The following is a 22132-nucleotide window of genomic DNA, read 5'->3' as shown; positions in this document are numbered from 1 at the left end:
CCCACGGGAGCCCCCTCATGTCCGATGATCCGCCCACCTCGGTCGACGTCTGCATCGTCGGTGGTTGTGGCCGGGTGGGCCTGCCGCTGGGTATCGCCTTCGCCGCCCGCGGGCTGTCCGTCGTGCTGTACGACATCAACGCCGAGGCCGTCGCGGGCGTCAACGCGGCCACCCTGCCCTTCGCCGAGCCCGGCGCGGCCGATCCGCTGGCCGAGGCGGTGGCGGCCGGCCGGCTGCGCGCCACCACCGACCCCGCCGCCGTCGGGATCTCGGACCACCTGGTCGTCGTGGTCGGCACGCCGGTCGACGAGCACCTCAACCCGGATCTCGGTGCCGTGCCCCGCGCGTTGGAGCGCTGCGCCGAACATCTGCGCGACGGCCAGCTGATCGTGCTGCGCAGCACCGTCTACCCCGGGGTCACCGCGCTGACCGAGAAGTTGCTGGCCGGCAAGGGTCTGCGCGCGGACGTGGCGTTCTGCCCGGAACGGATCGCCGAGGGCCGGGCGATGACCGAGCTGTTCACGCTGCCGCAGATCGTCGCCGCGCGGACCCCGGAGGCGCTGGCGCGGGCGGAGAAGCTGTTCCGGCACCTGACCGACCAGATCGTCCCGCTCGAACCCGAGGAGGCCGAGCTGGCGAAGCTGTTCACCAACACCTGGCGGTACATCAAGTTCGCCACCGCGAACCAGTTCTGGATGATGGCGAACGACTTCGGGCTGGACTTCGCCCGGATCCGGCACGCGGTGGCGTACGACTACCCGCGTGCGGCCGATCTGCCGATGCCCGGTTTCGCCGCCGGGCCGTGCCTGTTCAAGGACACCATGCAACTGGCCGCGTTCAACCGGAACAACTTCGTGCTCGGCCACTCGGCGATGCTGATCAACGAGGGGTTGCCGCTGTATCTGGTGTCCCGCCTGGAGGACCGGTTCGACCTGGCCACCTCGACGGTGGGCATCCTCGGCATGGCCTTCAAGGGCGGCAGCGACGACCCCCGGGAGAGCCTGGCGTACAAGCTGCGCAAGATCCTGGCGTTGAAGACCCGGGAGACGCTCTGCACCGACCCGTACGTGGCCGACGACCGCTTCGTCGACCTGGACGAGGTGTTGCGCCGGGCCGACCTGCTGGTCATCGCCGCACCGCACGAGCAGTACGCCCGCCTGGACACCGACAAACCGGTTATCGACATGTGGGGTCTGACCGGGCAGGGGGTACGGGTGTGATGAATCCCCGGGTCTCGGTGATCGTGCCGGTCTACAACGAGGGCGAGGCGATCATCCGCTGCCTGGAGCGGATGCTGCGGGAACTGATGCTGCCCGCCGAGGTGCTGATCGTGCACGACATGCCCGAGGACACCACGGTCCCGTACGTCGAACGGATCGCGCGTACCGACCCGAGGGTCCGGGCGGTGCTCAACACCTACGGCCGGGGCCCGGCCAACGCGATCCGGTTCGGCATCGACGCGGCCCTGGCACCGGTCGCGGTGGTGACCATGGCCGACGGGTGTGACGATCCCCGCCAGATCGACGAGTTGGCCCGGTTGGTGGACCGGGGGGTGGTGGTCGCCGCGGCCTCCCGGTACATGCCGGGTGGTCAGCAGGTCGGCGGGCCGAGGCTCAAGCGGATGATGTCCCGCTGGGCGGGACGAAGCCTTTACACCTTCGCCCGGGCCGGCACCCGCGACGCCACCAACAGCTTCAAGGCGTACGACACGGCGTTCGTCCGGGAGGTCGGCATCGAGTCGCGGACCGGCTTCGAGATCGGGCTGGAACTGACCGCGAAGGCCACCCGGCTGCGCCTGCCGGTGGCGGAGATTCCGACCATCTGGTTGGACCGTCCGCTCGGCGAGTCCCACTTCGACCTGGGCCGCTTCCTCCCCGGCTACCTGCGCTGGTACCTGTTCGCCTACGGTCGACGGCTGAGCCGGGAGAAGTTGACCGCCCGGGTGCGGACGGCGACCGTGCCGGCTCCGCGTGGCACCGAGTACGAGAAGACGGCATAGGAGCGTCCGTGGCGAAGATCCTGGTAACTGGTTCGGCCGGCTTCATCGGCGGCTATCTCGTCGCGGAGTTGCTCGACCGCGGCCACGAGGTGGTGGGTGTCGACAACTTCTCGAAGTACGGTCCGGTCGCCCAGAGCCACGAGGGAAACCCCCGGTTCCGGTTCGTGGAGGGGGACGCCCGCGACACCGATCTGCTGACCGGGCTGCTCGACGGCTGCGACCACCTGGTCGCCGGGGCGGCGATGATCGGCGGGATCTCCTACTTCCACGCCTACGCCTACGACCTGCTCGCCACCAACGAGCGGATCATGGCGGCGACCTGTGACGCGGCGATCCGAGCCCACCGAGACGGTCGGCTGTCCAAGGTCACCTACCTCTCCTCCTCGATGGTGTTCGAGTCCACCGAGCACTGGCCCAGCCGGGAGGGCGACGAGCGACGCATTCCGCCGCCGCTGTCCTCGTACGGCTTCCAGAAGCTGGCCGTGGAGTACTACGCCCGCGCCGCCTGGGACCAGTACCGGTTGCCCTACACGATCGTGCGGCCGTTCAACTGCGTCGGCGTGGGGGAGGGGCGGGCGCTGGGCCAGGCCGAGGTGCTCTCCGGCAACGTCAAGCTGGCCATGTCGCACGTGGTGCCCGACCTGGTGCAGAAGATCGTCAAGGGGCAGGATCCGCTGCACATCCTCGGTGAGGGCGACCAGGTGCGGCACTACACCTACGGCGGGGACCTGGCCCGGGGCATCGCGCTGGCCATCGAGCATCCGGCGGCGGCCAACGAGGACTTCAACCTCTCCACCGCCGAGTCGACCACCGTGCTGGAGTTGGCCGAGCTGATCTGGCGCAAGATCAAGGGACCGGACGTGCCGTTCCGGTACGTCAGCGACGAACCCTTCCAGCATGACGTACAGAAGCGGGTGCCGGACACCACGAAGGCCCACGAGGTGCTCGGCTTCACCGCCACCACGTCCCTGGATGAGATGCTCGACGAGGTCATCCCCTGGGTGACCGACGCGGTCGCCGAGGGCCGCCTCTAGCACACCGGCACCCATCGTGGTTCATTACCATACGGCTTCCTGTATGAACTTGCAGTCTGAGGTGTGCTCCTGCTAACCTTCTCTGCATATTCATGCGGAGGTGGGTATGGGGATTCGGGCTGCGGTCGCCGGGGCGAGCGGGTACGCCGGTGGTGAACTGCTCCGTCTGCTCGCCGGGCACCCCGAGTTCGACCTGGTCGCCGCGACCGCGCACAGCCAGGCCGGGCAACCACTCGACGCCGTCCACCCGCAGCTGACCGGGCTGGAGATGACCCTCGGCGGGACCACGCCGGAGGTGCTGGCCGAGGCCGATCTGGTCTTCCTCGCCCTGCCGCACGGTGAGTCCGCCGCCCTGGCGGCGCGACTGCCCGCCGGGGTCCGGATCGTCGATCTCGGCGCCGACCACCGGCTCGCCGACGCCGACGCCTGGGCCCGTTACTACGGTGGCCCGCACGCGGGTGCGTGGACCTACGGCCTGCCCGAGCTGCCCGGCCAGCGGGCGCGGATCGTCGCCGCCGAACGGGTGGCCAACACCGGCTGCTACGCGGCGGCGATCACCCTGGCGCTGGCGCCGCTGATCGCGGCCGGTGCCGCCCGACCCGACGACGTGGTGGTCGTCGCCGCGTCCGGCACGTCGGGCGCGGGCCGGGTCGCCAAGGCTCACCTGCTGGCCAGTGAGGTGATGGGCGACCTGTCGCCCTACAAGGTGGGCGCACACCAGCACGTACCCGAGATCAAGCAGGCCACCGGGGCGACCGGGCTGTCGTTCACTCCGGTGCTGGCGCCCATGCCGCGCGGCATCCTGGCCACGGTCACCGCGCTGCCGACCGGCCAGGCCGACCCGCGCGCGGTGCTGGCGCGGGCGTACGCGGACGAACCGTTCGTGCACCTGCTGCCCGAGGGACGGTGGCCGCACACCGCCGCCACGGTGGGCGGCAACTCCTGCCACCTGCAGGCCGGCGTCGATGTCGACTCCGGCCGGCTGATCGTGGTCGCCGCGCTGGACAACCTCGGCAAGGGTGCTGCGGGCCAGGCGGTGCAGAACGCCAATCTGATGTTCGGTCTGCCCGAAACCACGGGCCTGTCCGTGTGGGGGACCGCGCCATGACCGTGACCACTCCCGAGGGATTCCGGGCGGCCGGCGTTGCCGCCGGCCTCAAGACCGGCGGCGCACCTGACGTCGCGCTGGTGGTCAACGACGGCCCCGACGCCGGAGTCGCCGGTGTCTTCACCGCCAACCGGATCAAGGCCGCGCCGGTGCTCTGGACCGAGCAGGTCGTCAGGGGCGGCATCGTGCGGGCGGTGGTGCTCAATTCCGGTGGTGCGAACGCCTGCACCGGTCCGGCCGGCTTCCAGGACACCCATGCCACCGCAGAGCACACCGCCGCCGCGTTGACCTCGGCCAGCGCCTACCAGATCGGTGCCGGTGAGGTGGCCGTCTGCTCCACCGGCCTGATCGGCGAGCGGCTGCCCATGGACCGGCTTCTGCCCGGGGTCGCCGCCGCTGTCGAGAGCCTGGGTGACAACGGCGGCGCCGCTGCCGCCGAGGCGATCATGACGACGGACACCCGGCCCAAGACCACCGTCGTCGCCGGTGCCGGCTGGACCGTCGGCGGCATGGCCAAGGGTGCCGGCATGCTGGCCCCGGCCATGGCCACCATGCTCTGCGTCCTCACCACCGACGCGGTGGCCGGGCCGGAGACACTCGACGCCGCGCTGCGGTCGGCCACCCGGGTCACCTTCGACCGGGTCGATTCCGACGGCTGCATGTCGACGAACGACACGGTGCTGCTGCTGGCCAGTGGTGCCTCGGGTGTCGCGCCGAGCGAGGCGGAGCTGGCCTCGGCGGTCACCGCCGCCTGCCACGACCTGGCCCGGCAACTGCTCGCCGATGCCGAGGGCGCCACCAAGGAGATCGCCATCGAGGTGGTCGGTGCCGCCGACGAGGACGACGCGGTCGAGGTGGGCCGGTCGGTGGCCCGCAACAACCTGGTCAAGACCGCGCTGTTCGGCAACGACCCGAACTGGGGCCGGATCCTCGCCGCCGTCGGCACGACCGCCGCCGCCTTCGAGCCGGACGCCGTCGACGTGGCGGTCAACGGCATCTGGGTCTGTCGGTCCGGCGCAGCCGCCGAGGACCGCTCGAAGGTCGATCTCTCGGGCCGGGACGTCACCATCCGGATCGACCTGCACGCCGGTGCGGCAGAGGCGACGGTGTGGACGAACGACCTGTCGCACGCCTACGTGCACGAGAACTCGGCCTACTCAACGTGAGCGCGAGGAATGCAGCGCAGCGGAGTCCCGCAGTCGCGAACGGAAGGCTGGCCCGGTGAGCGCGAGGAATGCAGCGCAGCGGAGTCCCGCAGTCGCGAACGGAAGGCTGGCCCGGTGAGCGCGAGGAATGCAGCGCAGCGGAGTCCCGCAGTCGCGAACGGAAGGCGGATCCGGTGAATCTGAGCTCCGATCTGGCCCTTGCCCAGGCCAAGGCGGCCACGCTGATCGAGGCGCTGCCCTGGCTGGCCCGCCTGTCCGGTGCCACCGTCGTGATCAAGTACGGCGGCAGCGCCATGAGCGACCCGGAGTTGCGGCGGGCCTTCGCCGCCGACATGGTGTTCCTGCGCTACGTCGGCCTCAAGCCGGTGGTGGTGCACGGCGGCGGACCGCAGATCTCGGCCATGCTCAAGAGGCTGGGTATCGCCAGCGAGTTCCGGGGCGGCCTGCGGGTGACCACCCCGGAGGCGATGGACGTGGTCCGGATGGTGCTGTTCGGGCAGGTGGGCCGCGAACTGGTCGGGTTGATCAACGCGCACGGTCCGTTCGCGGTCGGTCTGTCCGGTGAGGATGCCGGGCTGTTCCGGGCGGTGCGGCGGTCCGCGTACGTCGACGGGCAGCCGGTCGACGTGGGTCAGGTCGGCGACGTCGAGTCGGTGGACGTCTCGGCGGTGGACGACCTGATCGCGGCCGGCCGGATTCCGGTGATCTCCACGGTGGCGCCGGACGCGGACGGGGTGTTGCACAATCTGAACGCCGACACCGCCGCCGCCGCACTCGCGGTCGCCCTGCGGGCGCGCAAGCTGGTCGTGCTCACCGACGTGCCCGGCCTGTACGCCGACTGGCCGGACACGTCCAGCCTGCTCAGTGAGATCAACACCGACGAGTTGGCGAAGCTGCTGCCGTCGCTGGAGTCGGGCATGGTGCCGAAGATGGAGGCGTGCCTGCGGGCCGTCAACGCAGGAGTGCCGGCCGCACACGTCGTGGACGGTCGGGTCGCCCACTCCACCCTGCTGGAAGTGTTCACCCCGGAAGGCTTCGGAACGATGGTGATTCCCTCATGAGTGCCCTGGTCAGCCGGTGGCGGCAGGCGATGATGGACAACTACGGCACGCCGCCGCTGGCGCTGGTGTCGGGTTCCGGCGCCGTCGTGGTCGACGAGGCCGGCCGGGAGTACGTCGACCTGCTCGGCGGCATCGCCGTCAACTCCCTCGGGCACGCGCACCCGGCGGTGGTGGCGGCCGTGTCGAAGCAGGTCGCCACGCTCGGCCACGTCTCCAACCTGTACGTCTGCGAACCGCCGGTGGCGCTTGCCGAACTGCTGCTGGCCCTCGCCGGCCGGCCGGGTCGGGTGTTCTTCGCCAACTCCGGAGCCGAGGCCAACGAGGCGGCGTTCAAGCTCTCCCGGTGCACCGGCCGCACCGGGGTGGTGGCCACCGTCGGCGGCTTCCACGGCCGTACGATGGGCGCCCTCGCCCTGACCGGTCAACCGGCCAAGGCCGACCCGTTCCGGCCGCTGCCGGGCGAGGTGACCCATGTCCCGTACGGTGACGTGGCCGCCCTGGCCGCGGCGGTGAGCGACGCCACGGCCATGGTGATCCTGGAGCCGATCCAGGGCGAGAACGGTGTGGTCGTCCCGCCGGCCGGCTACCTCGCCGCGGCTCGCCGGATCACCGCCCGGCACGGTGCCCTGCTGGTGCTCGACGAGGTGCAGACGGGCGTCGGCCGGACCGGGCACTGGTTCGCCCATCAGGCCGACGGCGTCGAACCGGATGTGGTGACCCTGGCCAAGGGGCTCGGTGGCGGGTTGCCCATCGGCGCGACGCTCGCCTTCGGCCCGGCCGCCGACCTGCTCGGTCCCGGTTCGCATGGCAGCACCTTCGGCGGCAACCCGGTCAGTTGCGCCGCCGCTCTGGCCGTCATCTCCACGATCGCCAGTGAGGGGTTGCTCGACCACGTCAAGCGGCTCGGTGAGCGGCTGCGTCGGGGTATCGAGGCGCTGGGTCATCCGCTGGTGGCCGGCGTGCGCGGTGCGGGGCTGCTGCTCGGCGTCACCCTGACCGCACCGGTGTCCGCCGCGCTCGCCGGGGCGCTGCGCGAGGCCGGCTTCCTGGTCAATCCGATCCAGCCCGACGTGATCCGGCTGGCCCCGCCGTTGATCCTCACCGCCGCTCAGGTCGACGCCTTCCTGGCGGCGCTGCCGGCCGCCCTGGCGGCGTCCAGTGCTCCGGATCGGGTTGCCCCGGTCGCGCCGTCCGGCGGTGCGATCCCGGTCGCTCCCGCCGAGGGGCGTGCGCCGACCGGGCTCTCGACCAGCCCGGTGGCACCGAGGGAGGCTTCCGCGTGATCCGGCATTTCCTGCGTGACGACGACCTGTCGCCGGCCGAGCAGTCCGCGGTGCTGGACCTTGCCGGCCGGATGAAGGCCGACCGGTTCGCGTTCGCGTCGTTGGCCGGGCCGCGCTCGGTGGCGGTGCTGTTCGACAAGCAGAGCCTGCGCACCCGGATCTCCTTCGACGCCGGCATCGCCGAACTGGGTGGTCACCCGCTGGTGGTGGACACCCAGGTCACCCACTTCGGCCGGGGTGAGTCGCTCGGCGACGCCGGCCGGGTGCTGTCCCGCTACGTGGCCGCGATCGTGCTGCGTACCCATGGCGACGACCGGATCGCGGAGGTCGCCGCCGGAGCCACCGTGCCGGTGGTCAACGCGCTGACCGACGGGTTCCACCCGTGTCAACTGCTCGCCGACCTGCTCACCATCCGGGAATGGTGCGGCGGCACCGTGGGGCGGACGCTCGCCTACGTGGGGGACGCGGCGAACAACATGTCCCACTCGTACCTGCTGGCCGGCGCGACCGCCGGCATGCACGTGCGGGTCGCCGGCCCGGTGGGTTTCCACCCGCACGCGGACGTGGTGGCCCGTGCCGAGGCGATCGCCGCCGGCACCGGCGGTTCGGTCCGGGTGCTCACCGACCCGGTCGCCGCCGTCCGCGACGCCGACGTGGTGGCCACCGACACCTGGACCTCGATGGGACAGGAGGCTGACGGCATGGACCGCAGCACCCCGTTCCTGGCGTACCAGGTGAACAAGGCACTGCTCGGGCACGCCGCGCCGGAGGCCATCGTGCTGCACTGCCTGCCGGCGCACCGCGGCGAGGAGATCACCGACGAGGTGCTCGACGGCCCGCGCAGTGCCGTCTTCGACCAGGCGGAGAACCGGTTGCACGCCCAGAAGGCGCTGCTGACCTTCCTGCTGCAGGAGTCACGGTGACCGTGAGGAACGCAGCGCAGCGGAGTCCCGCAGTCGGGTACGAAAGGTGGGCCCGGTGACCGTGAGGAACGCAGCGCAGCGGAGTCCCGCAGTCGGGAACGAAAGGTGGGCCCGGTGACCGCACCGCTGACCCGGGGCGCCCGCCACGCCCGCATCGTCGAGCTGATCCGCGACCGGGCGGTCCGTTCGCAGACCGAGTTGGCCGAGTTGCTCGGCGCGGAGGGCGTCCAGGTCACCCAGGCCACCCTCTCGCGGGACCTGAAGGAACTCGGCGCGGTCACCGCGCGGGGCGGTGACGGCCGGGCCGTCTACGTGATTCCCGAGGATGGTCACCGGCCGCTGCGCGACGCCGAGGCGGCACCGGCCCGGCTGGTGCGGCTGCTGCGTGAGCTGCTCAACGAGGTCGATTCCAGCGGCAACATCGCGGTCCTGCGTACTCCGCCGGGGGCCGCCCACTACCTGGCCAGCGCGTTGGATCGGGCGGGCCTGTCGGAGGTCGTCGGCACCATCGCCGGCGACGACACCATTTTCGTCGTGGCACGTGCCGCCGACGGTGGCGCCGCGCTCGGTGAACGGCTCGCCAGCTGGGCCCGCCGGGACGACAGTGCCGAAGGGAGTACGCCATGACCGAGGTCGTGCCGGACGCGGGTGTCCGGTTGGGGGAAGGCTGATCGTGGGGACCACAATTGACCGGGTGGACGACAAGAGCTTGACCGAGAACAGCGCAGCGGCCAACCGGACGAGCCTGTGGGGAGGTCGGTTCGCCGGTGGCCCGTCGGAGGCGCTGGCCCGCCTGTCGGTGAGCGTGCAGTTCGACTGGCGGCTGGCCCCGTACGACATCGCTGGTTCCCGGGCGCACGCCCGGGTGCTGGCCGGTGCCGGCCTGCTCGACCCGGAGGAACTGGGCCGCATCCTCGCCGCCCTCGACGACCTGGAGGCCGCCTGCGCCTCGGGCGCGTTCCGTCCCACCGTCGACGACGAGGACGTGCACACCGCCCTGGAGCGTGGCCTGCTGGAACGGCTCGGCAGTCTCGGCGGCAAGCTGCGCGCCGGCCGGTCCCGCAACGACCAGGTAGCCACCGACCTGCGGCTCTATCTGCGCGACCACGCCCGGGGGGTGGCCGCGCGGCTGGTGGAGCTGGCCGAGGCGTTGGTCGAGCAGGCCGGTCGGCACGTGGACACCGCCGCGCCCGGCATGACGCACCTGCAGCACGCCCAGCCGGTCACCTTCGGCCACTGGCTGCTCGCCCACGTGCAGCCGTTGCTGCGGGACCTGGAGCGGCTCCGCGACTGGGACCACCGGACGGCGGTCAGTCCGCTCGGCGCGGGCGCGCTCGCCGGTTCGGGGCTGCCGCTGGACCCGGGGGCGGTCTCGAAGGAGCTGGGGTTCCGGACGTCCTTCGCCAACTCGATGGACGCCGTGGCCGACCGGGACTTCGTCGCCGAGTTCCTCTTCGTCACCGCGATGATCGGGGTGCACCTGTCCCGCCTCGGTGAGGAGGTGGTGCTCTGGACGTCGCAGGAGTTCGGCTGGGTGGAGCTGGACGACGCCTTCGCCACCGGCTCGTCGATCATGCCGCAGAAGAAGAACGCGGACATCGCCGAGCTGGCCCGGGGCAAGTCGGGTCGGCTGGTCGGCGGGCTGGTCGCGGTGCTGACCATGCTCAAGGGCCTACCGATGACGTACGACCGGGACATGCAGGAGGACAAGGAGCCGGCCTTCGACGCGGTCGACACCCTGGAACTGCTGCTGCCGGCGCTCGCCGGGATGATCTCCACGATGACGGTACGCGTCGACCGCCTGGTCGCCGCCGCGCCGGTGGGCTTCTCCCTGGCCACCGAGGTGGCCGACTGGCTGGTCCGCAAGGGTGTGCCGTTCCGCGACGCGCACGAGATCACCGGCAAGCTGGTGGCGCTCTGCGCGGCCCGGGACTGCGCCCTCGACGAGGTTTCCGACGCCGACCTGGCCACGGTCAGCGAACACCTCGACCCGGCCGTACGCGACGTGCTGTCGGTCCGCTCGGCCCTCGCGGCCCGGATCACCCCCGGCTCCACCGGCCCTGGTCCGGTCGCCGACCAACTAGCCACCGCCGCCGACCAGCTCACCACCTGGCGCGAATGGTCCGCCGAGCAGGTCGTCCCCCGCTGACCCGCACCCCTTCGCGGTCTCTTCCGCGCAGTTTCGGGGAAACTGTCGCCTCCAGGCATCCTGAGAGGACAGTTTCCCCGAATCTGCCGCCTCGACGCGCTCGGTTCAGGTGCCTCTCCACAAATCAGGGTGAGGATGAAGGCGGACTCAGGCGTCTCGGCGTCGGAAGGCAGCCAGCGCCCCGCTCGCGAGGACAACAACCCAACCGAGCAGAACGAGCAGGCCGGTGGCGGGCGTCAGGACCTGTGCCTGGTCGGGAAGGTAGAGCAGGCCACCCGCGCGATCCGGCAGGTAACGAGCGTGCGGGGTGACGGCGTCCAGCACCGGCGAAACGACCAGCACCAGGCTGAGCGTGACGACGAGAGCGGAAACGACGGCCCGCAGGAGTGCGGCAAGAGCGAACCCCAGCAACCCGATGAGCGCGAGGTAGGCCGCCGCGCCGACGACGTTCCACGGAAGACCGTCGGTGACCACCGGGACGTCCCGCGTGGCCAGCGCGATTCGGGCCGTGAGCAGCCCGACGGCGAGCGCCGCGACGGCGGTTCCGGCAGCCCAGGCCAGGTAGGCGAGGGCCTTGGCAGCCGGTACGACCAGGCGGTCCGGCACGCACCGCAGGGTGGTGTGGAGCTGCCCATCGGCGTACTCGGTCCCGACCGCGAGGACGCCGAGCGTGATGGTGCCGGCCTGGAGGTACGGCACCGCCTGGAGGACGACTGCGACCGGCTCGTTCGCCCCGACCGGTGAGGCGGCCAACGCCCCGGTGATGGCGACGGCTGTGCCGATCGTGCCGAAGACCGCCGCCAGCGCCGCCGGCAGGCCGGACAGCTTGGCCAACTCGGCGACGGTGGCACGGGCGCAGGAGCGGATCACGCGTCCCGCCGCAGGAAAACTGCACTGGCCAGCGCGAGCAGCGCTGCCGTCCAGGTGGCCATGACCAGGCCGCCGGTGACCGGGGCGAGCGCGTCGTCGAACGCCAACAGGTCACCGGCGAACATGCTCATGCCCGCGAGATCGGGCAGGAACCTGGCGAGCGGGGTGAGGTGTGACAGCAGCACGGAGACCGAGACGAGCGTGCTGTTCACCACGAGCACGATGATCGGGACGATCCCGTTGCGGGTGAAGACCGTGACCGCGAGGGCGATCAACGCCGTGAGCAGCCAGTAGATCCCGGCACCGACAGAGCGGGACAGCACCCCTCCCGGGGCCGGCGGAGCATCGGTGCCAACTATCCCGCCAGCCAGCGCCAACGAGGCGGGAATCACCACCAGAGCCGCGACCGCGACCAGCAGGACGACGGTGACGGCCTTGGCGGCCAGCACGGCGAGGCGGTTGGGGATGGCGGTGAGGGTCGTGGTGATCTGCCGACCGCCGCCGATCCTGGCACTGTTCGCGGTGTATTCGCCGCCAACGGCGACGACGCCGAGGACCACCGCGCCGACCGTGCCGATCGGCACCGCGGAGAAGACCGCCTCGGCAGGCGAGGTGTAGGCCGTCAGCTCGGGCCGTCCGCTGCGCAGCGCGGCGCGGACACCGACGGCGTTGATCAGAGTGATCGCGACCGGACCGAGCACCGTGACGGCCAGCGCGACAGCGGTCGCCGGCAGCGTCGCCGTCTTTCGAATCTCGGCGGCGACCGTGTCGAAGAAGGTCATCGCCCACCTGCCGTCGGCCCGGTGAGGGCGAAGAAGGCGTCCTCCAGGGTCGGGTAGCCGGCCGTGACCTCGCGGATCGGACCGGCGGCGACAACCCGGCCGTGGGCGATGACGACCAGGTCGTCGGCGATCTCGTCCACCTCCCTCATCAGGTGGCTGGAGAGCAGCACGGTGCCACCGGCGTCCGCGTGCCCGCGCAGCAGAACGCGGATCCAGCGGATGCCCTCGGGATCGAGCCCGTTCACCGGCTCGTCGAGCACGAGTGCACGAGGTTCGCCGAGCAGCGCGGCGGCCAGCCCGAGCCGCTGGCACATGCCGAGCGAGAACCGGCCGACCCTGGTTCCTCCGGCGGCACCGAGCCCGACCTGATCGAGCACCTCGGCCACCCGTCGGATCGGGATGCCGTTGCTGCGCGCCATCCAGGTGAGGTGGTTGCGCGCGGTACGGGAGCGGTGTGCGCCGGAGCCCTCCAGCATCGACCCGACGGTGCGTAACGGCTGGCGCAGGCGCCGGTACGGTTGGCCGTCGACCAGGGCCGTGCCGGCATCCGCGCGGTCTAGGCCCAACAGGATGCGCAGGGTGGATGACTTGCCCGCACCGTTGGGCCCCAGCAGACCTGTCACCCGGCCCGGTGCGGCCCGGAAGGTGACATCGGTGAGGATCTCGCGGGAGCCGCGCCGCTTGACCAGACGCTCGACTGACAGCATGAGCACCATGTCAGCTCAGCGTGCCGGTCCGCGTCATCGGGCCAGAGCCGGGACTTCCGCCAGCCCGCCCACCTCAGGTCGCTCCGACCCAGGTCCGATGTCAGGTCACGGCCCGGGTTCCTAGACTCGCGAGATGGCACCTGACGGGCGACCGACATGGCGGCCGTGGCTGTCCGCCGTCGCCGTATCGGTGCCGGTGGCTCTGCTCCTCTGCCTGATGACGGCGGGCACCGTGGGGCCGGCCGGGACACTCCTGCTGACGCTGATCACCACGACCGCCGTCGCAGCGTTGCTCTGGGCGCTGATCGGCGCTCGTCAGCAACGGCGGGTGTACGAGGACCGGCTGACCGCATGGGCGGCTGAGCGGGCCGCGGCGGCGGAACGGTTGCGCATCGCCCGTGAGCTTCACGATCTCGTCTCGCACGGCCTGGGCCTGGTCACCGTGCGTGCCGCCACGGCCGCTCGGGTGACCGGGCCAGCCGGTGAGGCCGAACGGGCGAACGCCCTGTCCGACATCGAACAGGTCGGTCGGGAGACCACGGCCGAACTGCGGCGGATGCTCGACGTGCTCCGCGCACCTGGCGCCGAGCCCGCTCCCTTGCGGCCGCCCGACACACTCGACGCACTACCGGAGATCGTGCGGTCCACGACCGCCGCCGGGCTCGCCGCCACCGTCGAGGTGCGGAAGGTCGGCGAGGTGCCACCGGGCGTCCAGCTCGCCGTGTGCGCGATCGTCCGCGAGGGCCTGAGCAACACGGCCCGGCACGCCGGGCCGACCTGCGTGCACGTCACCGTGGATCGCGACGGCGACGCGATCGTGGTGGAGGTACGGGACGCCGGTCCCCGCCCGGGCTGGCGACCCCGCCCCGGGGCCGGCCACGGCCTGGACGGGCTGCGCGAGCGGGTGAGCATGCTCGATGGCGCCCTGCGTGCCGGCCCGGCCGGGCCGGGCTTTCAGCTCACGGCGCGCCTGCCGGCTCGGCGGTCCGGATGACAACTGATCCAGGAGGCCCACCCACAAGCATCCGGGTGCTCGTCGCGGACGACCAGCCGCTCCTGCGGCACAGCCTCGCCCTGCTCATCGACGGTACCCCGGGCCTCACCGTCGTCGGTCAGGCCGCCACCGGACACGAGACCGTGTCGCTCACCCGGGAACGCCGCCCCGACGTCGTCCTGATGGACATCCGGATGCCCGACGGCGACGGCATCGAAGCGACCGGACGCATCGCCGCCGCCACCGACCTGAGCGGTACCAGGATCCTCGTGCTCAGCATGTTCGCCCTCGACGAGTACGTGGCCGCCGCGCTGCGCGCCGGGGCGCACGGCTTCCTGCTCAAGGACGCCCACCCGGACCAACTCGTCGACGCGATCCGACGGACCCACGCGGGCGAGTCCCTCTTCGCGCCCAGCATTCTCACCCGCTTCGTCGCGCATTACCTCGACCGGCCCGGCCCGCCCGAGGTCCGTAAGATCGACAGGCTGACCGGCCGCGAGACCGAGGTGCTGTCTCTCGTGGCCCGCGGCCTGTCCAACGACGAGATCGCCCGGACACTTACCATCTCGGTCAAGACCGTCAAGACGCACGTCGGCAACCTGCTCGCCAAGCTCGACGCCCGTGATCGAGCCCAGCTCGTCATCGCCGCCTACGAGAACGATCTCGTCGCACCTCGATCCTCCGCGTGATCCTCGCGTTCTGCCTGCCGGGTGTCGGCGGCTGTGGCCCGGTCGGATCGGCATCGGAGCGCGGCTTGCCGGTTGGGTCCCGGGCCGGGTTACCTGGATCCGTGGACCATTCCTGGCTGCGCGCTCCCGCCGCACACGTCGCCGAGACCGCACGAGCGTTGCTTGGCTGGGAGGTGGCGGCGAACGGGGTCCGGATCCGGCTGACTGAGGTCGAGGCGTACGCCGGCACCGGTGTGGATCCCGCCTCGCACGCGCATCGCGGACCGACGCCCCGCACCACGGTGATGTTCGGCCCGGCGGGGCACGCGTACACCTACTTCGTCTTCGGCATGCACTGGTGCCTCAACGTCGTCTGCGGCGGCGCGGGGGAGGCGGCGGCGGTCCTGCTGCGCGCCGGTGAGGTGGTCGAGGGTGTGGACCTGGCCCGCAAGCGGCGCGGTGAGGTGGCCGACCGGGACCTGGCCCGGGGGCCGGCCCGGCTGGTGGTCGCGCTCGGCGTCGAGGCGTCGGCGAACGGCACCTGCATGGTCGACGGGACCGGGCCGTTACTGCTGACGCCACCGGCCCGCCCGGTGGGGGCGTCGGCCGTCTCGGCCGGTCCGCGGGTCGGCGTGGCCGCCGCGCACGACGTGCCCTGGCGCTTCTGGATCACCGGCGACCCCACGGTCAGTCCGTACCGGCGGCACGTGCCACGGCGACGAGCCTGAGGGCCGCCCCGCGGCCGTCGGCGCTCGGGCTCGGGGATGGGACGGACGTGACGGGGGACACTGGTGTGCGGCGGGCTCGCGGAATAGTTGACTCGTCAAATATGTTGTCGGGGGCGTCGGGCACCACCGCCCGGGTCGGACGACACGAGGGAGCGGTCATGCAGTTCGGAGTCTTCACCGTCGGCGACGTCACGGTCGACCCGACGAACGGCCGGGAGCCCACCGAGGCCGAGCGGATCAAGGCGATGGTCACCATCGCGCTGAAGGCCGAGGAGGTCGGCCTCGACGTCTTCGCCACGGGCGAGCACCACAACCCGCCGTTCGTGCCCTCGTCGCCCACCACCATGCTGGGCTGGATCGCCGCCCGCACCGAGCGGCTGCTGCTGTCGACCGCGACCACGCTGATCACCACCAACGACCCGGTGAAGATCGCCGAGGACTACGCGATGCTGCAGCACCTCGCCGACGGTCGGGTCGACCTGATGATGGGCCGGGGCAACACCGGTCCGGTCTACCCCTGGTTCGGGCAGGACATCCGCAACGGCATCCCGCTCGCCATCGAGAACTACGACCTGCTGCGCCGGTTGTGGCGCGAGGACGTGGTCGACTGGAAGGGTCGGTTCCGCACTCCGTTGCAGTCGTTCACCTCGACGCCGCGCCCGCTCGACGGCGTACCACCGTTCGTGTGGCACGGCTCCATCCGCAGCCCGGAGATCGCCGAGCAGGCCGCGTACTACGGCGACGGCTTCTTCGCCAACCACATCTTCTGGCCCGCCGAGCACACCCGGCGGATGGTCGGTCTGTACCGGCAGCGCTTCGAGCACTACGGCCACGGCTCCGCCGACCAGGCGATCGTTGGTCTCGGTGGCCAGGTGTTCATGCGCCGCAACTCCCAGGACGCGGTGCGTGAGTTCCGCCCCTACTTCGACAACGCGCCGGTCTACGGTCACGGCCCCTCGCTCGAGGAGTTCACCGCCCAGACCCCGCTGACCGTGGGCAGCCCGCAGCAGGTCATCGACCGTACGCTCGGTTTCCGCGACTACGTTGGTGACTACCAGCGGCAGTTGTTCCTCGTCGACCACGCCGGGCTGCCGTTGAAGACCGTCCTCGAACAGTTGGATCTCCTCGGCGAGGAGGTCGTGCCGGTGCTGCGCAAGGAGTTCGAGTCGCTGCGGCCGGCGCACGTGCCGCTGGCGCCGACCCACGCCTCGCTGCTGGCCGCCGCCGGTGGTGGCAGCGACAGCACCGTCCACGCCGTCGACGACGTCACCGGCCGGGCACCGGAGGCCGCCCGATGACCGTGCGTACCCTCGCCGTGGTCTCGGCCGGTCTCAGCCAGCCCTCGTCGACCCGGCTGCTCGCCGACCAGCTCGCCGCGGCCACCCGCGACGAGCTGGTCCGGCACGGCGAGCAGGTCGAGCTGCGCCCGGTCGAGCTGCGCGAACACGCCCACGACATCGTCAACCACCTGCTCACCGGCTTTCCGGCGGAACCGTTGCGGCAGGTGCTGGACGAGGTCACCGGCGCCGATGGGCTGATCGCCGTCAGTCCGATCTTCAACGCCTCGTACAACGGGCTGTTCAAGTCGTTCTTCGACCTGGTCGACGCCGACGCGCTCGGCGGCCGTGCCGTCCTGCTCGGCGCGACCGGCGGCACCGCACGGCACTCCCTGGCGCTGGAGCACGCGCTGCGTCCGATGTTCACCTACCTGCGGGCGGTGGTGGCACCGACCGCGGTCTTCGCCGCACCGGAGGACTGGTCCGGCGGGACCGTCGACGGTGCGCTGCGCGCCCGGATCGAGCGCGCCGGTAGGGAACTCGCCGAACTGGTACGGCGCAGCGCCCCGTCCAGCGGACCCGCCGACCCGTTCGCCCTGACCACGAGCTTCGACCAACTGCTCCACGGCCGCGACGGCTGATCCCGCCGGCCGGGCCGCCATTCGTCGGCGGGCCGGCCGGCGGTGGTCACTGCTCCGGCTGGTACGGGTGGGCGATGAGCACCGGGCAACGGGCGTGGTGCACGAGCGTCTGGCTGACCGAGCCGAGCAGCAGCCCGGCGAAGCCACCCCGACCGCGGGATCCGGCCACCACGAGCGCCGCGTCCCCGGTCGCCTCGATCAACGCCTGGTCCGCCTTGGGCGCGACGATCAACCGCTCCTGCACGGTCAGTCCCGGGCGACTTCCGCGCGCCGCCGCACCGGCGGTGGCGAGCAGGGCCGCGGCCTCCCCGGCGTCGTCGCCGTCGTCGGCGACGTGCACCAGCACCAGCGTTCCGCCGCGCCGGCCGGCCTCTTCGGCGCCGTAACCGACGGCGAGTTCGGCCGACTCCGAACCGTCCACACCGACCAGCACCGGCCCCTCGGTGGGCAGCGGACGGTCGGGCGGGCGGATCACCAGCACCGGGCAGTGCCCGTGCGCGGCGACCTGGGTGCCGACCGAGCCGAGCAGCAGCCCGGCGAAGCCGCCCAGGCCCCGGCTGCCCACCACCACCAACTCCGCCCGGCGGGACTCCTCGACAAGCGTCGCACCCGGTCCGCCGGCCACCTGACGCACCTCGACCGTCAGCCCCGGCCACCGGTCGACCAGCTCGGCGGCGGTCTGTTCGAGCATCTTGCGGCCGTCCTCCGACGCCGCCGGCACACCCACCTCGTACGGGTTGATCGGCACGCCGTAGCCGAGCGGGTGCAGGTATCCGTGTACCAGGTGCAGCGGGCGGGAACGCCACACCGCCGCCTGTGCCGCGTGCTCCGCGGCCACCAGGCTCGGCGGTGATCCGTCCACCCCCACCACGACAGGTCGGGTCATCGTCACTCCATGGGTCGGTCAGGGTTCATTGTCGACGCGTCCCGCCGCCGGCACGCGTCGACACACCACCGGTCAGGTCCCCTCGACCGTACGCAGCTTCCGGACGATTGCCAGCGGGCAGTGGGCGTGGTGCAGCACGGCGTGGCTGACCGAGCCGAGCAGCAGCCCACCCAGCGCGCCACGTCCCCGCGCGCCGACCACCACCAACTGGGCGGTGCGGGACTCCTCCACCAGCGCCCGGCCCGGGGAACCGCGCACCAACCGCCGCCGCACCGGCACCTCCGGATACCGCTCGGACCAGCCGGCCACCGCCTCGGCGAGGACGCGCTCCTCCTCGTCCCGGAAGGCGTCCAGGTCGTAGACCAGGGGCAGGATGTCACCGGGACCGACCGGCGTCGGATAGAGCCAGGCGTGCACCGCGACCAGCTCGGTGCCGCGCCACGCCGCCTCCTCGAAGGCGAACCGGACGGCCTCCTGGGACAGCTCCGAACCGTCGACGCCGACCACCACCGGCCCGTCCGCCCGCGACTCGCCCCGCACCACCAGCACCGGTCCGTCGGCGTGGGCGCTGACCTGCACGGCCACCGAGCCGAGCAGCAACCCGGCGAAGCCGCCCAGGCCACGGTTGCCGAGGACGACAAGCGCCGCGTCCCGGGCCTCGGCGAGCAGGACGCTGCTCGCCGACCCGTCGACCACCTCGGCGGTCACCGCCACCTCAGGGGCGACCTTTCCGGCCTCGGCGACGGCGTCGGCGAGGTGCCGCTCGGCCTGGTTGCGTAGCCCACCATCGGCCGGCGCGCCCGGCGCGGGACCCAGCGGCACGCCCATCAGCGGCCAGATGAACGCGTGCACGACGCGCAGCGGACGGTGCCGGTACGCGGCCTCCCGCGCGGCGGCGCGCACCGCGTGCAGGGCGATCTCGGAACCGTCCACGCCCACCACGACGGGGGCGCCGGTGTTGCTGGTCATCGCATCTCCTTCTCGACTCCGCTGTCAGCCTCGCGTACCGACGGCGTCAGGGTGGACAGATCCGTGCCCGACGTACGCCGGGTCAGCCGCAGCGCCAGGCCGGGCAGGACGCTCACCGCGGCACAGGCCAGCAGCTCGGTGACGCCGAGTACCTCGGTGCCGAGCAGCTCCCGCAGCGGCGGCAGCAGCACCCCGGCCACCTGGAGCAGCGCGGAGGCGGCGACCGCGAGCGGCAGCGCCAGGTTGCCCCGCCGCTGTCCGGCCGGTCGTGGCGCGCGGACCGCCAGCGCGACCCCGAGCTGCGCCAGGCCGAGAACGATGAAGATCACCGACTGCCAGGGTCGGTCCCAGTGGGCGGCGAGCACGCCCGCGCCCAGGGTCACCGCCGCGATCAGCGCTCCGCCGACCAGGATCTGCCGGCCCAGCCCCGCGCCGAGCACCGACTCCTGCGGCGAGCGTGGCACCCGCCGCAGGGAGCCCGGCTCGGCCGGTTCGGCGCCCAGCGCCACCCCGGGCACCCCGTGGGTGAGCAGGTTGATCCAGAGGATCTGGGCCGGCAGCAGCGGCACGGGCAGGCCGAACAGCGGCCCGAGCAGCATCACCGCGATCTCGGCCACCCCACCGGAGAGGGCGTAGCGCAGGAACCGGCGGATGTTGTCGTAGATCCGGCGACCCTCACCGATCGCGGCGGTCACCGTGGACAGGTCGTCGTCCACCAGCACCAGGTCGGCCGCCTGCCGGGCCACCTCGGTACCGCCACCCATCGCCACCCCGATGTCGGCCCGGCGCAACGCCGGCGCGTCGTTGACGCCGTCGCCGGTCATCGCCACCACATGCCCCCGGGACTGCAACCCGGCGATGATGTCGAGCTTCTGCTCCGGCTGCGTACGCGCGTACACCCGGGTCGCCGGTGGTGCCGCGGCGGGATCACCGTCGTCGCCGCGTACCACCGGGTCGCCCTCGCTCCACAGCCCCAGCTGACCGGCGATGGCCGCCGCGGTGGCCGGATGGTCGCCGGTGACCAGCACCAGCCGCACGCCGGCGTCGGCGAAACCGTCGGCGATGTCCGGCGCCGCGGCGCGCAGCGGATCGCCGACGGCGACCAGACCCAGCGGGCGCAACCCCTCGGGATACGCGGGGTCGGCCGGCGCGGTGTCCACCACGGCGGCGGCCAACGCCAGCACCCGCAGCCCGGCACCGGCCAGCCGGTGCGCCGCGGCGGTCAGGGCGGCCAACTCGTCGGCGTCGGCGTCGAGCAGCGGCGCGGTGAGCACGTTCTCCGGGGCGCCCTTGCACACCACCAGGTAGCGACGGTCGCAGGAGCGGTGCACCGTGGTCATGCGGCGCAACTGCTGGTCGAAGGGGTGCTCGGCGACCCGGGGCCAGGCGTTGCGGGTGGTCTGTGGATCCAGGCCGCAACGGGCCGCGAAGGCCACCAGGGCCGCCTCCAGCGGATCGCCCACCGCACCCCACCGGGGTCGCTGCTCGGTCGGCGGGGCGAGGGTCGCGTCGTTGCAGAGCAGCCCCGCCCGGGCCAACCGACGCAGCTCGTCCGGCACCGCCACCGGCGCGCCGTCGCGGTGCACCGTGCCGTGCGGGGCGTACCCGCTGCCGGTGACACCGAAGACGGCACCGTCGCCGGTGACCGCCGACTGCACGGCCATCCGTCCCTCGGTCAGGGTGCCGGTCTTGTCCGAGGCGATCACGGTGACCGAGCCGAGCGTCTCCACCGCGTGCAGCCGGCGGGGGATCGCCCGGGCCGCCGCCATCCGACGTGCCCCCAGCGCCAGCGCCAGCGTCACCACCGCCGGCAGCGACTCCGGCACCGCGGCGACCACCAGGCTCACCGCAGTGACCGCCATGTCCACCAGGGGGCGACCGCTGAGCACGCCGACGGCGAAGACCAGCCCGGACAACACCACGGCGACGACGCCGAGGAACCGGCCGAGCGAGGCGAGCCGGCGTTGCAACGGGGTCGCCGTCGGCCGGGTGCTGGCCGCCAGGGTGGCGATCCGCCCCAGCGCACTCGTCGCGCCGGTGCGCACCACCGTGCCGACGGCCCGACCGGTGGTCACCACCGTGCCGGCGCTGGCCTCCTCGCCCGCCGCCCGGGACACCGGTACCGACTCGCCGGTCAGCGCCGACTCGTCCAGGTGCAGCCGGCTCGTGTCGTGCAGCAGCAGGTCGGCCGGGACCACGTCGCCGGCCTCGACCCGGACCAGGTCGCCCCGGACCAGATCGGTGGCGGGCAGCACCGCGTCCCGGCCGTCCCGCACCACTCGGGCGGTCGGTGCGGCGAGCTGGTCGAGCGCGGCGATGGCCCGGTCGGCGCGTACCTCCTGCACCACCCCGATCGCCGTGTTCACGGCGACCACGAGCAGGATCACCACGGTGTCGGGGTAGTCCCGCAGCACCGTGGTGACCACGGCGGCGGCCAGCAGCAGGGCGACCAGGGGGTCGGAGAGCTGATGCAGGATCCGGGTCGCCAGATGTCGGCGGGGCGGTGCGGCGGCGGCGTTGGGGCCGTCCGCCTGTAGCCGCCGGGCGGCCTCGGTCGAGCTGAGCCCGGTGGCGGGTGCCGTCACGACGATGCTCTCCCCGCGTACGTCACCGTCCGCGACCTGGACCTGTCCGGTCACCGTCCGCTCCGCCCTGTGTATCGGGCGCACCCCGACGGCCCGCCCCTTTCGACACCAGCCTCGCCGAGGCCGGTGCCGCCCGGCAGGGGCGATCCGCCCGCGCGCCTCGGGACCAACGGCCCTGCCGGCCCCTCCCACGTCGGTGACGCCGGCACGCTGCTCGCCCGGGGCCGGGTACCGACGGCTCGGCCGACGTCGTGCACGATCCGTGCAACATCGGTGACGGTGCTGCCTGCGTCCGAGGAGGA

General features: G+C 72.4%; 21 protein-coding genes. 15 read left to right on the top strand and 6 right to left on the bottom strand.

All coding sequences use genetic code 11. The features are described 5' to 3' along the window. Positions 1 to 17: 17 nt before the first annotated feature. From O3597_RS14580 to argH, 10 genes are all read left to right on the top strand, one after another. Positions 18 to 1220 (top strand): nucleotide sugar dehydrogenase, encoded by a 1203-nt coding sequence (locus O3597_RS14580; protein WP_164445142.1) that lies wholly within the window; start codon positions 18 to 20, stop codon positions 1218 to 1220. Continuing rightward, on the top strand, positions 1220 to 1999 hold the full coding sequence (locus O3597_RS14575) for a glycosyltransferase family 2 protein (protein ID WP_281601477.1): 780 nt from the start codon (positions 1220 to 1222) through the stop codon (positions 1997 to 1999). Before O3597_RS14580 ends, O3597_RS14575 begins: the two co-directional genes overlap by 1 nt. A gap of 8 nt (positions 2000 to 2007) precedes the next feature. Then, a complete protein-coding gene (locus O3597_RS14570) occupies positions 2008 to 3033 on the top strand; it encodes an NAD-dependent epimerase/dehydratase family protein (protein WP_164445140.1) in 1026 nt (341 codons plus the stop codon). Between the two features lie 106 nt (positions 3034 to 3139). Continuing rightward, positions 3140 to 4141 (top strand): N-acetyl-gamma-glutamyl-phosphate reductase, encoded by a 1002-nt coding sequence (argC, locus tag O3597_RS14565; protein ID WP_281601476.1) that lies wholly within the window; start codon positions 3140 to 3142, stop codon positions 4139 to 4141. Continuing rightward, entirely contained in the window at positions 4138 to 5307 is a 1170-nt protein-coding gene (gene argJ / locus O3597_RS14560; protein ID WP_281601475.1) for a bifunctional glutamate N-acetyltransferase/amino-acid acetyltransferase ArgJ, read from the top strand. The genes argC and argJ overlap by 4 nt, the downstream gene beginning before the upstream one ends. A 173-nt stretch (positions 5308 to 5480) precedes the next feature. Beyond that, on the top strand, positions 5481 to 6368 hold the full coding sequence (gene argB, locus O3597_RS14555; RefSeq protein WP_164445137.1) for an acetylglutamate kinase: 888 nt from the start codon (positions 5481 to 5483) through the stop codon (positions 6366 to 6368). Further along, entirely contained in the window at positions 6365 to 7651 is a 1287-nt protein-coding gene (locus O3597_RS14550; protein WP_281601474.1) for an acetylornithine transaminase, read from the top strand. The genes argB and O3597_RS14550 overlap by 4 nt, the downstream gene beginning before the upstream one ends. Further along, positions 7648 to 8574, top strand: a complete 927-nt coding sequence (argF, locus tag O3597_RS14545) for an ornithine carbamoyltransferase (protein ID WP_164445135.1) — start codon at positions 7648 to 7650, stop codon at positions 8572 to 8574. Before O3597_RS14550 ends, argF begins: the two co-directional genes overlap by 4 nt. A gap of 114 nt (positions 8575 to 8688) precedes the next feature. Further along, positions 8689 to 9201: an arginine repressor gene (locus O3597_RS14540; protein ID WP_164445134.1), complete on the top strand. Its 513-nt coding sequence runs from the start codon at positions 8689 to 8691 to the stop codon at positions 9199 to 9201. A gap of 58 nt (positions 9202 to 9259) precedes the next feature. Next, the gene (argH, locus tag O3597_RS14535; protein ID WP_281604541.1) at positions 9260 to 10723 is read left to right on the top strand and encodes an argininosuccinate lyase; all 1464 of its coding nucleotides are present in this window, start codon (positions 9260 to 9262) and stop codon (positions 10721 to 10723) included. Between the two features lie 147 nt (positions 10724 to 10870). On the opposite strand, the gene O3597_RS14530 is transcribed toward argH, so the two are convergent. From O3597_RS14530 to O3597_RS14520, 3 genes are read right to left on the bottom strand one after another with little or no spacing between them, the layout of a single operon-like run. After that, positions 10871 to 11593, bottom strand: a complete 723-nt coding sequence (locus O3597_RS14530; RefSeq protein ID WP_281601473.1) for a hypothetical protein — start codon at positions 11591 to 11593, stop codon at positions 10871 to 10873. Beyond that, complete coding sequence (locus O3597_RS14525; protein WP_164445132.1) at positions 11590 to 12375, bottom strand: ABC transporter permease; 786 nt, start codon at positions 12373 to 12375, stop codon at positions 11590 to 11592. Before O3597_RS14525 ends, O3597_RS14530 begins: the two co-directional genes overlap by 4 nt. Beyond that, positions 12372 to 13091, bottom strand: coding sequence for an ATP-binding cassette domain-containing protein (locus O3597_RS14520; protein ID WP_235944344.1), 720 nt, complete (start codon positions 13089 to 13091; stop codon positions 12372 to 12374). The genes O3597_RS14525 and O3597_RS14520 overlap by 4 nt, the downstream gene beginning before the upstream one ends. Positions 13092 to 13215: 124 nt before the next feature. Here O3597_RS14520 and O3597_RS14515 point away from each other — a divergent pair, with 124 nt between their 5' ends. From O3597_RS14515 to O3597_RS14495, 5 genes are all read left to right on the top strand, one after another. Then, the gene (locus tag O3597_RS14515; RefSeq protein WP_281601472.1) at positions 13216 to 14076 is read left to right on the top strand and encodes a histidine kinase; all 861 of its coding nucleotides are present in this window, start codon (positions 13216 to 13218) and stop codon (positions 14074 to 14076) included. Continuing rightward, a complete protein-coding gene (locus O3597_RS14510; RefSeq protein WP_281601471.1) occupies positions 14073 to 14765 on the top strand; it encodes a response regulator transcription factor in 693 nt (230 codons plus the stop codon). The genes O3597_RS14515 and O3597_RS14510 overlap by 4 nt, the downstream gene beginning before the upstream one ends. A gap of 101 nt (positions 14766 to 14866) precedes the next feature. Next, positions 14867 to 15472, top strand: a complete 606-nt coding sequence (locus O3597_RS14505) for a DNA-3-methyladenine glycosylase (RefSeq protein ID WP_281601470.1) — start codon at positions 14867 to 14869, stop codon at positions 15470 to 15472. Positions 15473 to 15630: 158 nt separating this feature from the next. Continuing rightward, positions 15631 to 16770 carry an LLM class flavin-dependent oxidoreductase gene (locus O3597_RS14500; RefSeq protein WP_164445129.1) on the top strand — a complete coding sequence of 380 codons (1140 nt, stop codon included), beginning with the start codon at positions 15631 to 15633 and terminating at the stop codon, positions 16768 to 16770. Continuing rightward, positions 16767 to 17390 (top strand): FMN reductase, encoded by a 624-nt coding sequence (locus O3597_RS14495; protein ID WP_164445128.1) that lies wholly within the window; start codon positions 16767 to 16769, stop codon positions 17388 to 17390. Before O3597_RS14500 ends, O3597_RS14495 begins: the two co-directional genes overlap by 4 nt. A 46-nt stretch (positions 17391 to 17436) precedes the next feature. Here O3597_RS14495 and O3597_RS14490 read toward each other — a convergent pair whose 3' ends face one another. The 3 genes from O3597_RS14490 to O3597_RS14480 all read right to left on the bottom strand — a co-directional run bounded on the left by O3597_RS14490 (position 17437) and on the right by O3597_RS14480 (position 21884). Continuing rightward, positions 17437 to 18282 carry a universal stress protein gene (locus O3597_RS14490; protein WP_281601469.1) on the bottom strand — a complete coding sequence of 282 codons (846 nt, stop codon included), beginning with the start codon at positions 18280 to 18282 and terminating at the stop codon, positions 17437 to 17439. A gap of 66 nt (positions 18283 to 18348) precedes the next feature. Beyond that, entirely contained in the window at positions 18349 to 19245 is an 897-nt protein-coding gene (locus tag O3597_RS14485; protein WP_281601468.1) for a universal stress protein, read from the bottom strand. Further along, a complete protein-coding gene (locus tag O3597_RS14480; RefSeq protein ID WP_281601467.1) occupies positions 19242 to 21884 on the bottom strand; it encodes a cation-transporting P-type ATPase in 2643 nt (880 codons plus the stop codon). Before O3597_RS14480 ends, O3597_RS14485 begins: the two co-directional genes overlap by 4 nt. Positions 21885 to 22132 lie beyond the last annotated feature (248 nt).

It is taken from the genome of Verrucosispora sp. WMMA2044 (assembly GCF_027497155.1).
GTDB lineage: Bacteria > Actinomycetota > Actinomycetes > Mycobacteriales > Micromonosporaceae > Micromonospora > Micromonospora palythoicola.
The sequence above is the reverse complement of the archived record's forward strand: the minus strand, read 5'-3'. Positions and strand labels throughout refer to the sequence as shown.

What these genes read in the sequence shown, in the direction of transcription:
- O3597_RS14580 (WP_164445142.1), top strand. Translation starts at nt 18, where the DNA reads ATGTCCGATGATCCGCCCACCTCGGTCGACGTCTGCATCGTCGGTGGT.
- O3597_RS14575 (WP_281601477.1), top strand. Translation starts at nt 1,220, where the DNA reads ATGAATCCCCGGGTCTCGGTGATCGTGCCGGTCTACAACGAGGGCGAG.
- argC (WP_281601476.1), top strand. Translation starts at nt 3,140, where the DNA reads ATGGGGATTCGGGCTGCGGTCGCCGGGGCGAGCGGGTACGCCGGTGGT.
- argJ (WP_281601475.1), top strand. Translation starts at nt 4,138, where the DNA reads ATGACCGTGACCACTCCCGAGGGATTCCGGGCGGCCGGCGTTGCCGCC.
- O3597_RS14550 (WP_281601474.1), top strand. Translation starts at nt 6,365, where the DNA reads ATGAGTGCCCTGGTCAGCCGGTGGCGGCAGGCGATGATGGACAACTAC.
- O3597_RS14525 (WP_164445132.1), bottom strand. Translation starts at nt 12,375, where the DNA reads ATGACCTTCTTCGACACGGTCGCCGCCGAGATTCGAAAGACGGCGACG.
- O3597_RS14520 (WP_235944344.1), bottom strand. Translation starts at nt 13,091, where the DNA reads ATGGTGCTCATGCTGTCAGTCGAGCGTCTGGTCAAGCGGCGCGGCTCC.
- O3597_RS14515 (WP_281601472.1), top strand. Translation starts at nt 13,216, where the DNA reads ATGGCACCTGACGGGCGACCGACATGGCGGCCGTGGCTGTCCGCCGTC.
- O3597_RS14510 (WP_281601471.1), top strand. Translation starts at nt 14,073, where the DNA reads ATGACAACTGATCCAGGAGGCCCACCCACAAGCATCCGGGTGCTCGTC.
- O3597_RS14500 (WP_164445129.1), top strand. Translation starts at nt 15,631, where the DNA reads ATGCAGTTCGGAGTCTTCACCGTCGGCGACGTCACGGTCGACCCGACG.
- O3597_RS14495 (WP_164445128.1), top strand. Translation starts at nt 16,767, where the DNA reads ATGACCGTGCGTACCCTCGCCGTGGTCTCGGCCGGTCTCAGCCAGCCC.
- O3597_RS14485 (WP_281601468.1), bottom strand. Translation starts at nt 19,245, where the DNA reads ATGACCAGCAACACCGGCGCCCCCGTCGTGGTGGGCGTGGACGGTTCC.